Genomic DNA, 13,947 nt, shown 5'->3' with positions numbered 1-13,947 from the left:
ACTTAGAAAAATTTACTTTGGATAAGAAATTCTATATTTCTCTTAATATCATCTTGGCTTTTTTGCACAGCCTCTTTTTCGTTTTGGCTAAGCTCTTTTATCTCTTTGATTCCGTCTTTGCCAAGCCTTACTCGTCTGCCGCAAGTTAAATTTTCATCCAAGACCACGCAGCAGCTTAGCCACTCATCGCGCTCTTTAACTATCGCCTCACACATCTTGGCTACTGCAGCTCCAGGTGCATAATACGCCGATGTGCCAAGCAGTTTTACTATCTTAGCCCCGCCTGTTTTTGCCTCATGAGCCACTTCGTTAAAGCTTGCTTCGTCTAAATTTACGCTGACATTTTCTTTTAAAACTAGCATGTCGTCGTTGTGAGAGCCTATGATATGAGCGTTAAACTCTGAATTTTTAAGTCCTGTTTTTTGACCTATCTCGAATTTAAGCCTTGCCGAGTCAAGTTCGCCCGCCATACCGATAATGCGCTTTTTATCAAAGCCGCTTACTTTATAAACAACGAAATTTAGCACGTCAAGCGGGTTTGTTACCGTTATGATTATCGCATTTGGTGCAAATTTTACGATATTTTCAACGCTACTTTTTACGATGCCTGCGTTTTTAAGAAGCAGATCTTCTCTAGTCTGACCCTCTTTTCTAGGGCTTCCTGCGGTGATTACCACTATATCGCTATCTTTTAAAAGCGAAAAATCATCTCCGCCCTCAACCTTCACATCGATACCAAAAACAGCCGCACTTTGAGCCAAATCTATAGCCTTAGCCGCCGCAACGTTGCCAAATATATCAACAAGCGCGATTTCGTCCGCAACTTCTCTTAAAACCAGTGTGCTAGCTACGCTTGCACCGACATTTCCCGCTCCGATAACTGAAATTTTCATTTAAACCTCTCTTATGATTTGATTTAGTGTATTACTTGGTCTCATGGCGATTTGCGCCAGTTTATCATCAAATTTATAATACCCGCCGATATCCACCTTAGCGCCTTGCGCTTCTAAAAGCTCTTTGTTTATAACACTTTCGTTTTCTTTTAGCGCATTGGCCAAATTTTGAAATTTGCCAGCGAGTTTGCCGCCGTTTTGCGCAAGCTCATCCGCCCAGTAAAGCGCAAGATAAAAATGGCTCGTGCGATTATCGGGCTCTCCCGCCTTTTTAAGCGGAGCGCGATTTTCTTTAAGCCATTTTGCAACGGCTTGATTTAAAGTAAGCGATAAAATTCTTGCGTTTTCATTGTTTTTTGTATTTGCCAGATGCTCTAAGCTTGCAATTAGCGCTAAAAATTCGCCTAAACTATCCCATCTTAGGTGATTTTCCTCAAAAAACTGCTCTGCTATCTTTGGAGCAGACCCGCCCGCTCCCGTCTCAAACACGCCTCCGCCTTTTAAAAGCGGCACCACGGAGAGCATCTTAGCGCTTGTTCCAAGCTCAAGTATAGGGAAAAGATCGGTTAGATAATCTCTTAGCACATTGCCTGTTACGCTTATGCAGTCTTTGCCTTGGCGGATTATATCAAGCGTCTTTTTACAAGCCGCTTCCGGACTTAAAATTTCTATATCAAGCTCTTTTAAGTCGGTTGAGTTTAAAATTTCTCTTACTTTTTTAAGAATTTCTTTATCATGGGCACGATTTTCATCAAGCCAAAAAATAGCCTTGGAATTTGTGATTTTAGCTCTATTTAAAGCAAGCTCAACCCAATTTTTTATCGCGTCGTCTTTTGTCTGCGTCATGCGAAATATATCGCCGTTTTGAACTTCAAATTTAAATATAACTTCACCGCTTGAACTTAAAACCTCTATAACCCCATCTTCATTCATTATAAAAGTCTTATCGTGACTTCCATACTCCTCGGCTTTCTTTGCCATAAGACCAACGTTGGCCACACTTCCTATCTTGCTTGGATCAAGCGCGCCGTTATTCTTAAAATCTTTAATCACACTCTCATAAACTCTTGCATAAGTTTGATCGGGTATCACCGCTTTAGCCTCTTTTAACAAGCCGTCTTTATCCCACATCTTGCCCGAGTTTCTTATCATCACGGGCATTGAAGCATCAATTATCACATCGCTTGGCACATGCAAATTTGTAATGCCAAGATCTGAATTTACCATAGCTAAACTGGGCTGCTTGGCATAAATTTCATCAAATTTAGCCAAAATTTTCTCTTGCACTTCTTTATCAAGAGTAGCGATCTTTTCAAAAAGCTCTTTTAAGCCGTTGTTTTGATTTATCTTAAGAGCTTTAAACTCGTCTTTAAATTCCTCAAACGCTTCATCAAAAAACTCGCGCACAAAATGACCAAATATCACAGGATCGCTTACCTTCATCATGGTGGCTTTTAGATGCACCGAAAACAAAAGCTCTTTTGAGTTCGCATCTGAAATTTGCTCTTTGATAAATTCTTTAAGAGCGTTTACACTCATAAAAGTAGCGTCTATAACTTCATCTTTTTGGATTTTAAGATCATCTTTAAGCACTCTTTTTTCGCCGTTTTTATTTGTAAATTCAACTTTTAAAACGTCATCTTTTTTGCTAGTGTATGATTTTTCGTTCGAATAAAAATCCCCCTTGCTCATATAGCTTACTTCGCTTTTGCTATCCTTACTCCAAGCTCCCATTTTATGAGGATTTGCTTTGGCGTATTCTTTTACTGCGAGGATTGATCTTCTATCTGAATTTCCTTGACGCAAAACGGGATTAACCGCGCTTCCTAGCACTTTTTGATATCTTTGCTTGGCTATCTTTTCTTCATCGTTTTTAGGCTCCTCTACATAAAGAGGGATATCGTATCCTTTGGCTCTAAGCTCGTTTATAGCGGCATTTAGTTGCGGGATACTTGCGGAAATATTTGGAAGTTTTATGATGTTGGCAAATTTATCATCAGTCATCTTGCTTAAAATTTCAAGATAATCCTCGCTTCTTTGCTCAGGCTTTAACCTATCGCTAAAAGCTGCGATTATACGTCCTGCAAGCGATATATCAACGCTTTTTATACTGATGTCTGCTTTGTTTAAAAAATTTTCTAAAATCGCAAGCAAAGAGTAGCTAGCAAGCGCAGGCGCTTCATCGGTCTTAGTCCAAATAATATCGCTCATATTTAGCCTTTATAAATTTTGGATTATATTAGCAAATTTAACGTAAATTTCGGCATAAATTCACTTTTGGGATTTTATATGCTCGTTGTGTTCGGCGTAAGTTTTGCTAAATTTATGCTTCATCGTCTTTTTGTCGCGCACGAAGTATAGATACTCCGAATTTTCAGGATTTATCGCGGCTTTTATCGCGGCTGTTGAAACCGTGCAAATTGGGCTTGGTGGAAGCCCCTCGTGCAAATAGGTGTTAAATTTGCTCTTATCCTCTCTGATACGCTTTGGAGTTACTGTTTCGTGTGAAAAAAGCCCGTAGTTTAAAGTCCCGTCCATTTGTAGCTTCATGCCTTTTTTAAGGCGGTTTTGGATAACAGAGCTTACAAGAGGCATTTCGCTCTCATCGGCTGCTTCTTTTTGGATAACCGAAGCGGTGATTAAAATTTCTTGCCATTTTTGCTCGTCATATGCGCCTAAAAGCTTTTTAGAGAGATTTTCATGAGACGCCTTAGACTCTCTTAAAAGATACTCGATAAGCTGATTTTCATTTATGCCGATAGGAATTTTATACGTTTCAGGCACTAAAAACCCGTCGGCAATAGGAGCTGACGAGCTATAAATCTCATTTAAAATTCGCTCGTTTAAATTTAGCTTTACGGCAAGATCTTTTAAAAATATAGCCGTAGTTTCGCCCGGTATCAAAGTAATCTCGCTCATAGCGGCTTTTGCGGTGGTTAGCTTGTGTAAAAAATCAAATTTGGCAAGCTTGCCCTCTCCCACGTCTATCCAGCCTGATTGAGGATGTCCTATATAGGCTAAGATATGCTTATCCAGCGCTGTTATGTTAAAATTTTTAGACTTTAGATATGTTATAATTTCGCCTACACTGCCTTTTGGCAAGAAAATAACCTCGCTTGTTGCAACGGGTCTTGCAAGATAGAGAAGAAAACTTAGGGAAAAAATGAATATTATCTCGCATATTATGAAAAAAATTTGGCATATTTTAGCCTTCATCATCATATTTTTAACCATCCTTATAGCTACGTTAAAGCATGGAATTAACGTAGAAAAAATTGATCTTGGCGAATTTAAAGCCGAACAATTATATATAAAACTTGATAAAAAACTAATTCTAAGAGCTAGAAATATAGAAATTCCAAAGACCAGCAAAGAAGATAGCTCAAACGATAGCTTGCTTAGAGTAACGGATAATATAGGCTGGATAGACATGCTCTTTAAAGAGGTATTGCTTGAGAGGATTAAACTCGATAACAACGAATTTACGATACTGTTTTTTGAAAACGCATTTCACATCGATACGGCTTATCTAACGCTTGATACGACATTTACTCCTCAACCAAACGGACTTAATATCGATGTTTATTGGCTTGCTTTTAAAGACTTTAATGTAAATCTAACAGGCAATGCAAACGCGGATATAAAAAACAATATTTATGATTTTAACGGTACATTTTCAAGCCACGAGCTAAACGGCAAAGCAAACATAAAACTTAAAGATGAGATGCTAAACTACACTATAAGCGATATAAACGCAAGCAGTCTAAAGGGCTTCATGGATGAACTTGGCGCAAAGCTTGAGCTTAATAAAGACGTGAAAAACTGGATATACGGATATGTGACTGCGGATAATTACTTCGTGCAGGATTTAAGCGGTAAATTTGACCTAAAAACCGAGAATTTTTACTTAAAAGAGCTTAAGGCAAACGGTGTTTCTAAAAACGTAAAAGCCAAATTTGACGCCAAACTCCCACCTGCTACGGTAGAAGAAGTAAAAGTTGAGCTTAAAAACGAAACTCTGAAATTTAGCCTTAAAAATCCAAAATGGCAGGGTAAAAATTTAAACGGCACAAGCCTTGAAATTTATAAAATTTTTGACGAAAAGGGTGCGGGACTGCTGCTTGATCTAAAGGCAAGTGCGGCATTTGATAAGCAGGTAAATTCCATCCTAAAAGCGTATCATATAGATATACCTATCGAGCAAAAAAGCGGTAAGGCGGAGGGAAGACTCAAGCTTGATCTGAATTTTGATAAGCTTGATATGAAGATAGATGGCAAATTTAACGCCAAAGATAGTGTCGTGGATATCGCAGGAGCGAAATTTAACGTAAAAAATGCCGACATAAATATATCAAACGATAAGGTTTTAGTAAATGCCACTGATAGCGGAATGGACTTTTTTAACGCGGATATAAAAGTAGATGTGGATATAGCTAAGCAAAATGCCGATATAAGCGGCAATGTAAAGAAATTTGATCTAAATATAGACGGTAACGAAATAGCCAAATTCGCTGATTTGCCGTTAAAAGCTAAGCTTGATTTTAGCAAAAAAGATGTAACTCTTGATATAGAAAATCCTAAAGTAAATTTGGTGTTTGGCAATGAAAACAAGATAACCATAAACAACCTAAAAGATGTCATCAACCACTCCCCTCTGCTTAAGGATATAGGCATAAAGGACGCGAATTTCACGCTTGTTACAAAGGATTTTGAAAATATAGATTTGAGTTTAAAAGATGCTAAATTTAGCCTTCCTTTAGTTGAAAAAGACGGAAGTGACTATGACAGCGACAGCTTTGATATCAAAATTTCAAAGAATTTAATATCGGGCAAGAGCGCTACGGACCGGCTTAAATTCAGAGTAAAAGACGGCAAGACTTTTGTGGATATCAAGGATTTGGATTTTGAGCTTAAGAGCGATGATAGCAATCAAAGCAAGGATATAAATATCGAATTTAGCGGTATAAAATCATCAATTATGATATATGATATAAATAGAACGATGGATTTTTTAAGCTATAACGGAAGCGTGGATAAAAATAGCCTGAAGCTTGAAGCAAAGCCTTCCAGCGGCACTTTAAGCCTTAGTAAAACGGCTGATAAATTCGATATGTCCGCAAATGATATTAGCGGAGAATTTGTAAATTCTCTAATAGGCAAAAACAGCTTTGAAAAAGGAAATTTCAAACTTAGAATTTTAGGAACAAGCACAGATAACTTTAAAGGTGAAGTAAGATTGCACGGCGCAAATTTAAGCGACTATACATTTTACAACAGGCTTTTAACCTTCTTAAATTCGGTTCCGTCGCTGATTATCTTTAAGACACCGGACTTTACGGAAAAGGGATTTCCTATCAAATTCGGCAAAATTTTATTCCAAAAAAAAGGAAATTTGATAGAGTTCGTAGCGATTGATCTGGAAAGCTCAAGTGCCGATATAGCAGGTCGCGGCACTATAGACTTGGCTACTAAAAATATCGATATAGACTTGGAATTAAAGCTTTTAAAAGACGCAAGCTCCATAATCGGCTCAATCCCTATCATAAATCAAATCATCCTAGGCAAGGATAGAAGCATATCTACGGTCATAAAGGTGCGAGGAACGCTTGATGATCCAAAATACTCCACTCAAGTGCTTGCAGATACGCTTATGTCGCCGTTTAATATCATCAAAAACGTGCTTGAGGCTCCGTTTTTAATATTTGAATAATCAAGGCAAAAGATGGGTTTAGAGATCGTTACGATTAGCCTTGCCGCGCTTTCATCCGCCCTGCTTACGCTATTTTCGGGCTTTGGACTTGGTACGCTTCTTATGCCCGTTATGGCGATATTTTTTCCTGTTGATGTAGCTATTGCGATCACTGCGACGGTGCATTTTGCAAACAATATCTTTAAAGGCGCGCTCTTTGCGGGAGAATTTAATAAAAATATTTTAATCAAATTTGGAATTCCTGCAATGATTTTTGCTTTTATAGGAGCTTTTTGTCTTAATCTTTTAAGCTCGGCGCATACTCTTTTTAGCTATGAAATTTTTAGCAAACAGATGGAAGTTGAAAGCATAAAATTTATCATAGGCACGCTCATACTGCTCTTTGTGATAGTTGAAATTTCGCCTAAATTTAAACAGATGAAATTTGAGCCTAAATTTCTGCCGTTAGGCGGAGCTTTAAGCGGATTTTTTGGCGGGCTCTCAGGACACCAAGGCGCTTTTAGAAGTATGTTTTTGATAAAGTGCGGTATGAGCAAGAGCGAATTTATAGCGACAGGCGTTTTTATAGCCATTATGGTTGATATATCTCGCCTTATCGTTTATGGGCTAAATTTCCATACTCAAGCCATAAATGCAAATTTGTCTCTAGTTCTTACCGCTACACTTTGTGCTTTTATGGGCTCTTTTGTAGGTGCCAAGCTTATCAAAAAAGTAACTATAGAAAAGATAAAATTTCTGATATCTTTACTTCTTGTGATAATAGCTACTTTGATGATGAGTGGAGTTTTATAAAATACATATAATTTTATGTATAATCGCTATTTGAGTATTATAAATTGGTAAAAAATTATACGATATTTAAAGAGATTTATAATAAAATTAATCAAAATTCATTTAAAAGGATAAATTTTATGAGAAGCTTTTATAAATACCCTTTAATGGCGATAGCGGCTTTTTCTTTTGCCGGTTGCAGTATGCAAGAAGCTAGCAATAACATACTTGAAACCAGTAAAAAAGTAAGAGAGTCGATAAGTCAAGTAGGGCAAACCTCTTCATCTGATGATGCCCTTTCAAAAGAAGTGATAGACTTAACCACAAGTAAAATTTGCAAAGCATGGAAAGAAAACGAAGTGGCGGCAAACAAAGAGTATCTTTATAAAAATGTCCGCTTAAAGGGTAAGCTAACGCAAATCACTCAAGGAGGAACAAGACTTGAATCAGGCAAAGACTCTATCACTTATATCACAAATTATGACAACGATGAGCTCGCAAAACTTAAAAAAGGAAACACATATCAAGTAGTAGGCGAAATAAAAAGTATCGGGCATAATTTTAGCACCATTAGCGGTTGTGATATAGCTTTAAGAGGAAACCTAATAGCACCTTCTAAGTAAAATTAACCACAAATTAAAATTTGCCAAGTAACGCTCTTGGCAAATTTATTTTTACTTATCCTTGTCCTTAAACGGCAAAATAAGCCTGTGAGGTTGCTTTAAAATTTCTAAAAACAGCTTCTTTGCAAAGCTAAAAAAGTTGCCTATATAAGTATCTCTTGATACAAGGGATACTTTTAAAGCGATTACGAAGCTAACGACTAGATTAACAAGCCCTATTGATAAAACGCAGCATAGATAGTATAAAAACTCATAAGTAGAAATTCCTAAATGTGTAGATGAGTATCCCAAATATGCGCTTGAAAATGCCACGTGAGCGATATCCAAAGGCAGATTAATCAAATACCCGACAAACGGCGTAATGCCAAGAAGTATGCCAAAGATGAAATTTCCCATAATAGCTCCGTGATGGTCGTGCAAATAGTAAGAAATTTTCTCTCTGGCGTTTTCTTTAAACAACTTCTTAAATAAAGGATGATGAAAATACCTCTGCTTTAGCTGCAGACAATCGGCTCTATTATCAAAATATCCTGCGATAAGCCCCGAGCAAAACAGCCAAATTCCGGCTATGCCGGCGTATAAAAGCGGCGCCAGAGGCTCTAAATTCTTAAGATAATATCCCGCTTCATCGCTATTTAAAATTACACCGCCTCTGTTTATCACAAAGCAGCTTATAGCAAAAGAGATCAAAAGAGCTAAAGTGACATTACCCATTACCGAGGCAAACTGAGATCTTGCAACCTTAAATATAAGCTCTATAAGCCTATTTTGATTTGCTTTGTTATCTTCATCTCTTTCAACCTCTTGCGCAAAGGTTGATGCTGTCATAGCAGGCTGCTTGGTTGCTACGGTAAATCCGATAAGATGGATAAAAACAAATCCCAAGCCGTAATTTAAGCTTGAAAGAATAGTTTGTGTGCCTATCAAAAAGTCAGCTTGCACGATCTTGATCTTCAAAAGTGCCATAAAAGCTATAATGATACCTGCGCCTGCGGAAGTTAAAAACATCTTTATATACTCTTTTACGCTATCTGCGATATAGTGTTCTCCGTGCTCGCCTATGTTGTTTGTGATGCTTTTAGCGATGATACGACTGCTTTGTTTGTAAGCTTCGGTGAGAGAATTTTTAGTAGCGTTTTTTCTAACGGCCTCTTTAAAAAGTCGCACAAGAGTAAGGTGAGCCTCTTTGGTATCAAATTTTTTAATAAGCTCTATCGCATCTCTTATCCTTGTTAATATCTGCTTTAAGCGCTCCAGCTTATAAGCTCCGTGAAGCGATATACCAAGGCTTACGGATTTTTTCTTAAGATCAGCTATCTGTCTTTCGCATTGATTAAAAAGCACTTCTAAGTGCTTAATATCAAGAGTCGTAGAGTGTATATCAAGGCGGTCTTTTTGATTTTTATGAACAAATTTGCTTATATCTCTTTGAAGCGCTATAAACGCAGAATCTCTATTTAAAAGAGTTTTATCAAGCCTTACGAAGCTATCGTCAAATTCTTGCGCGGCTATCCATACGGACATCATCTCCGTGGCATACAAAAGCTCGTGAAAAAAGTGAATTTTAACCTGATGTATGTGAATGGAATTTGAAAACAGAGCCGCAAAAAACCTTTCCCAAATTTCATCATCTATCTTTTGCACCCAGATATAGTCGTCTTTTTTATTGAACAAAGTGGCAAACACATGCCTAAGTTCGCCGTTATCAGGAGGACTTGGCAGGAATTTATTATAAAAACGCTCCTTTATCTCATAAGCAAATCCGTTTTTAGACAAGATCCCGAAGCTGCTTATATTTGTAGAAATTTTCAGCTTTATAAAAAACAAATTTATATCATTGCTGATATCAACGCTCTCTTTGCTTTTATTATTAAAAAATTCAACAAGCATATCAATAGCGGTCAAGCACTCCTGTGTCTCATCGCTATTTTTCGGTCTTATAAAATCAACCATAGTGCTTAATCTGCTTATGATATCTGTGTCATTTTTTGTTATTGTCTTTAAAAGATTGCTAAATTTATCCCTGATTTCTTGTCTTATCAAATATCGCCCTTTAATTTTATATCACACCAAGCTATATCATCTCAAGTCGCATGAGATACATCTCTTCGCCGTCAATTACCTTTAAATTTTGTCCTTGGCAATTTGGGCAGGTAAAGTCGTTTTCGCTAAGCTCACCGCTAAATTCGCACTCGGCACACTCTACAACGACATTTTGAAGGTTTATTATAAGCTCGGCGTTTGCGCAAATAGTTTCGTTTTTATAGACATCAAAGGCGCTTTCAAGATAGTGCGGCTCCACTCCGCTTAAGCGCCCTACTTTTATCTCGATTTTAGTGATCTCTTTTGCGCCCTGCTTAGCTGCGTTTTGCTCACAAAGAGATACTAGGCTTTGAACTATACTTAACTCATGCATCTTAAATCCTAAATTTAGCAGATTCTAGGTAGTAGCTCGCCTTTAGGAGCTTCTAAAAATCTCTTTGAGCCGTAAGCGTTTTGAAGTATCACTCGTCCTTTATCGGAGCTTAAAATTTCTCCTATCGAGTTTGCGTTTGTATCAAATTTACGTAAAATTTCAAGCGCTTTTTGCTCGTCTTTTTCATCAACCGCAAGCACAAAGGTTCCTTCATTTGCAAGCTCGTAAGGCTCAAATCCAAACAGCTCGCACACACCTGCTACTTCATCGCTTACTTTTATGTTTTCTTCTTTTATAAATATATCAAGCCCGCTATCTTTCGCCCACTCGTTTAATGCAGCGCAAAGCCCTCCTCTAGTAGCGTCTCGCATGCACAAAGGCCTAATTCCCGCCTCAAAAAGCGCTTCAACAACACCCGCTAGACTCTTGCAATCACTCTTAAGCTCGCCCTCAAGACTAAGCTCTTCTCTGCTTGCAAGTATCACCGCTCCGTGTCTGCCTATATCACCTGAAAGCAAAATTTTAGCTCCGGCTCTTAAATTTTTAAGCTCGCAAGGCTGGGCTATCATCTCGCCGATTCCTGAAGTGTTTATAAAAATTTTATCGCATTTACCGCGCGGAACTACTTTTGTATCGCCGCATACTACATTTGCGCCGCTTTGCTTTGCGGTGATAGCAAGAGAGGTTAAAATTTGCTCAAGCTCGCTTAAGCTAAGCCCCTCTTCTATGATAAGCGAGCAGCTAAGATATTTCGCTCTTGCACCAACCATAGCAAGATCGTTTATCGTCCCGCAAGCTGCTATCTTACCGATATCTCCGCCGTTAAAAAATATCGGAGTAACGACAAAACTATCGGTGCTAAATGCTATCTTTTTACTAGATTTTTTATCATCAGCCCCGCTTAATTCTTTTGGCTCTTTTAAAAAATTCTCGCTTGTAAAGCCTAACGGATCTAAAATCGCGCTATCGTTGCTTGAGCTTAAAATTTCATTATCAAAAATTTTAAAAATCAGATCGTTTATAAGAGAATTCATCTCCTCGCCGCCACCTCCGTGGCTTAGCATTATCTTATCCATTTTTATATCCTAAATTTAATATCACACGCAAATCTTTTCGCTTGATAAATTAATTTGCAAATCAATCTAAACGCAAATTTATGATATACATCAGATATTGCGATCTGCGTGTATTTCAGCCTAAATTCTATAAATTTAACGCAAAAGCTTTTAAATCGCAGCTCTTTAAGCCGTTATACCGCCGTATTTATAATACGCTGCACAAGCTCCTTCGCTTGAAACCATACACGACCCTACCGGGCTTTTTGGAGTGCAAGCCTTGCCGAAAATTTTACACTCAAACGGCTTAGCTCGCCCGCGCAAAATTTCAGGGCATATACAGGCTTTGCTCTCTTTTTTGCTCTCAACAAAGCAGTCAAATTTAACTCTAGCGTCAAGATAGCTAAACTCATCTCTTAGCTTCATACCGCTATTTGCGATATTGCCAAGCCCTCTCCACTCAAAATCGCAAGGCTCAAAATAGCGATTTATAAGCTCTTTTGCCTTTAAATTTCCATCTTTACTTACCACGCGAGCGTATTCGTTGTAAATTTCATGCGTGCTTTTATTTTGCTGACGAACCAAATTCAGTATGCTATCCATGATATCAAGCGGCTCAAATCCGCTAACGGCAATGGGCTTTTTATACACACTTGCTATCTCTTCATAAATTCCCCAGCCCGTGATAACACTTACATGACTTGGTCCTAAAAACGCGTCAATCCTTACGTCTTTATCTTCAAGTATGGCTTTAACAGGTGCAGGAACGGTGATGTGGTTGATATGAAAAAATAGGTTTTTGATACCGAGCTCAACTGTTTTTTGAACCAAATTTGCACTCATAGGCGTAGTGGTTTCAAATCCGATAGCAAAAAATATCACGTTTTTATCAGGGTTTTGCGTAGCTATTTTAATACAATCAAGCGGAGAATAAAGCGCTCTTATATCGCTTCCTTCGCTGCGAAGCTTTTGTAGGCTGGTGTGAGAGCCAGGCACTCTAAGCATATCCGCAAGCGTGCAAAGTATCACGTCAGAGCGCGATGCAAGCTTTATAGCCTCATCTATGCGACTTTTTGGCATGACGCAAACGGGACAGCCCGGACCGTGAATGAAATTTATATGCTCGCCCACAAGCTGAGAAAGCCCGAATTTCATGATACTATGGGTGTGTCCGCCGCAAATTTCCATTATATTTAGTGGCTTAACGCTCTCTTTTTTAATCAAATTCGAAAGCGCTAAGATGAGATTTTTATCTCTAAATTCATTTATAAGGTTCAAATTTTATCTCGCATATCGCTTAGTCCCATATCGCCCTCTTCCTCGTCTATCTCGCCTGAAGCCATATCGGCTGCTATCTGGCGGTAAATTTCAAGGCTTTCTAGCGCGTATTTGGTGTCGATTTTCTCCATTGCGTATCCAACATGGATAAGCACGTATTCGCCAGCTTCCACGGTCTCACCGATGAGATCAAGGCTAACGCGTCTTTGCACGCCTAAGGTCTCAACCAAAGCGACGTTGTTTTCATCTACCTCAAGCACTTTGGAAGGGATAGACAGGCACATTATCTAAGCTCCTTTTTAAGCTTAAGATACTTAAGCCACTTCTCTACACCTTCGCCCGTTTTTGAGTCAAGCTCGATGATATCGACCTTTGGATTTAGCTTTCTAGCTTCGGTTACGACCTTTTTAACGTCAAAGTCAAAGTGTGGTAAAAGCGAAGTTTTGGTTATTATCACAAGATCCGCCGAGCGAAACATCACAGGGTATTTCGATACCTTATCGCTTCCTTCAGGTACCGAAAGAAGCACGACGTTAAAGTGCGATCCTACGTCATAGCTTGCCGGACAGACCAAATTTCCAACGTTTTCTACAAATACCAGATCAAGATCGTTTAACGGCAAGTGATGAAGCCCCTCATGCACCATAAAGGCATCCAAGTGACAGGACTGTCCGGTGGTTATCTGATGAGCTTTTGCTCCTGCAGCTATGATACGATCGGCATCTTGGTTTGTTTCAAGATCGCCTTCGACTACGCCTATCTTAAATTTACCGCTTTTTATAGTCGCTTCAAGTAAAGTCGTCTTGCCGGCTCCAGGACTGCTCATCAAATTTACGCATAAAATTCCATGCTCGTCAAGATGAGCTCTGTTATGCGCGGCTTCTTTATCATTTTGAGATAAAATTTTCGTAATTACCTCGACTGTTTTACTGTCATTTAGCGCAGGATGGGCATGCTCGTGACGATGTTCATGACTTGATCCGTGTCCATGTTCGCCTTCATGATCGTGAGAATGCGCATGAGTAGTGCCGTCTGAATGAGTATGCATATGCTCGTGTGCGTGGCTATGCTCATGATTTGAGCCATGACCGTGATCTTTAGCGTGATCATGCGAGTGAGAATGACTCGTACCGTCAGCATGAGTATGGGCGTGAGTGTGTCCGCTAAGCGAACATCCGCAATCTTTACACATTTTATTTCC

Annotated in this window: 12 protein-coding genes; 3 read left to right on the top strand and 9 right to left on the bottom strand. The window is 38.7% G+C overall.

What is annotated here, in order from left to right:
- Positions 1 to 2 precede the first annotated feature (2 nt).
- From CORI_RS04990 to mltG, 3 genes are read right to left on the bottom strand one after another with little or no spacing between them, the layout of a single operon-like run.
- Positions 3 to 893: a malate dehydrogenase gene (locus CORI_RS04990; RefSeq protein WP_173031063.1), complete on the bottom strand. Its 891-nt coding sequence runs from the start codon at positions 891 to 893 to the stop codon at positions 3 to 5.
- Positions 894 to 3,104 carry an NADP-dependent isocitrate dehydrogenase gene (locus CORI_RS04985; protein WP_173031062.1) on the bottom strand — a complete coding sequence of 737 codons (2,211 nt, stop codon included), beginning with the start codon at positions 3,102 to 3,104 and terminating at the stop codon, positions 894 to 896.
- A 60-nt stretch (positions 3,105 to 3,164) separates the two neighbouring features.
- Positions 3,165 to 4,127 carry an endolytic transglycosylase MltG gene (gene mltG / locus CORI_RS04980; protein WP_173031061.1) on the bottom strand — a complete coding sequence of 321 codons (963 nt, stop codon included), beginning with the start codon at positions 4,125 to 4,127 and terminating at the stop codon, positions 3,165 to 3,167.
- Here mltG and CORI_RS04975 point away from each other — a divergent pair.
- The 3 genes from CORI_RS04975 to CORI_RS04965 all read left to right on the top strand — a co-directional run bounded on the left by CORI_RS04975 (position 4,078) and on the right by CORI_RS04965 (position 7,997).
- Positions 4,078 to 6,603: an AsmA-like C-terminal domain-containing protein gene (locus tag CORI_RS04975; protein ID WP_173031060.1), complete on the top strand. Its 2,526-nt coding sequence runs from the start codon at positions 4,078 to 4,080 to the stop codon at positions 6,601 to 6,603. The genes mltG and CORI_RS04975 overlap by 50 nt on opposite strands.
- A gap of 12 nt (positions 6,604 to 6,615) precedes the next feature.
- Positions 6,616 to 7,395 (top strand): sulfite exporter TauE/SafE family protein, encoded by a 780-nt coding sequence (locus tag CORI_RS04970; protein WP_173031059.1) that lies wholly within the window; start codon positions 6,616 to 6,618, stop codon positions 7,393 to 7,395.
- A gap of 119 nt (positions 7,396 to 7,514) precedes the next feature.
- Positions 7,515 to 7,997, top strand: coding sequence for a hypothetical protein (locus CORI_RS04965; protein ID WP_173031058.1), 483 nt, complete (start codon positions 7,515 to 7,517; stop codon positions 7,995 to 7,997).
- Between the two features lie 51 nt (positions 7,998 to 8,048).
- Here the strand turns inward: CORI_RS04965 and CORI_RS04960 are convergent, their stop codons facing one another.
- The 6 genes from CORI_RS04960 to hypB all read right to left on the bottom strand — a co-directional run bounded on the left by CORI_RS04960 (position 8,049) and on the right by hypB (position 13,938).
- On the bottom strand, positions 8,049 to 10,040 hold the full coding sequence (locus CORI_RS04960; protein ID WP_173031057.1) for a recombinase: 1,992 nt from the start codon (positions 10,038 to 10,040) through the stop codon (positions 8,049 to 8,051).
- Positions 10,041 to 10,071: 31 nt separating this feature from the next.
- Positions 10,072 to 10,413 carry a hydrogenase maturation nickel metallochaperone HypA gene (gene hypA / locus CORI_RS04955; protein ID WP_173031056.1) on the bottom strand — a complete coding sequence of 114 codons (342 nt, stop codon included), beginning with the start codon at positions 10,411 to 10,413 and terminating at the stop codon, positions 10,072 to 10,074.
- Positions 10,414 to 10,427: 14 nt separating this feature from the next.
- On the bottom strand, positions 10,428 to 11,489 hold the full coding sequence (gene hypE, locus CORI_RS04950; protein WP_173031055.1) for a hydrogenase expression/formation protein HypE: 1,062 nt from the start codon (positions 11,487 to 11,489) through the stop codon (positions 10,428 to 10,430).
- Between the two features lie 165 nt (positions 11,490 to 11,654).
- The gene (hypD, locus tag CORI_RS04945) at positions 11,655 to 12,746 is read right to left on the bottom strand and encodes a hydrogenase formation protein HypD (RefSeq protein WP_173031054.1); all 1,092 of its coding nucleotides are present in this window, start codon (positions 12,744 to 12,746) and stop codon (positions 11,655 to 11,657) included.
- The gene (locus CORI_RS04940; RefSeq protein WP_173031053.1) at positions 12,743 to 13,030 is read right to left on the bottom strand and encodes a HypC/HybG/HupF family hydrogenase formation chaperone; all 288 of its coding nucleotides are present in this window, start codon (positions 13,028 to 13,030) and stop codon (positions 12,743 to 12,745) included. Before CORI_RS04940 ends, hypD begins: the two co-directional genes overlap by 4 nt.
- Positions 13,030 to 13,938, bottom strand: a complete 909-nt coding sequence (hypB, locus tag CORI_RS04935) for a hydrogenase nickel incorporation protein HypB (RefSeq protein WP_173031052.1) — start codon at positions 13,936 to 13,938, stop codon at positions 13,030 to 13,032. Before hypB ends, CORI_RS04940 begins: the two co-directional genes overlap by 1 nt.
- Positions 13,939 to 13,947: the final 9 nt, after the last annotated feature.

The organism is Campylobacter sp. CCUG 57310 (assembly GCF_013201975.1).
Taxonomy (GTDB): Bacteria; Campylobacterota; Campylobacteria; order Campylobacterales; family Campylobacteraceae; genus Campylobacter_A; species Campylobacter_A canis.
Note: the sequence above shows the minus strand (reverse complement) of the source record. Positions and strands in the feature narration are given on the sequence as shown.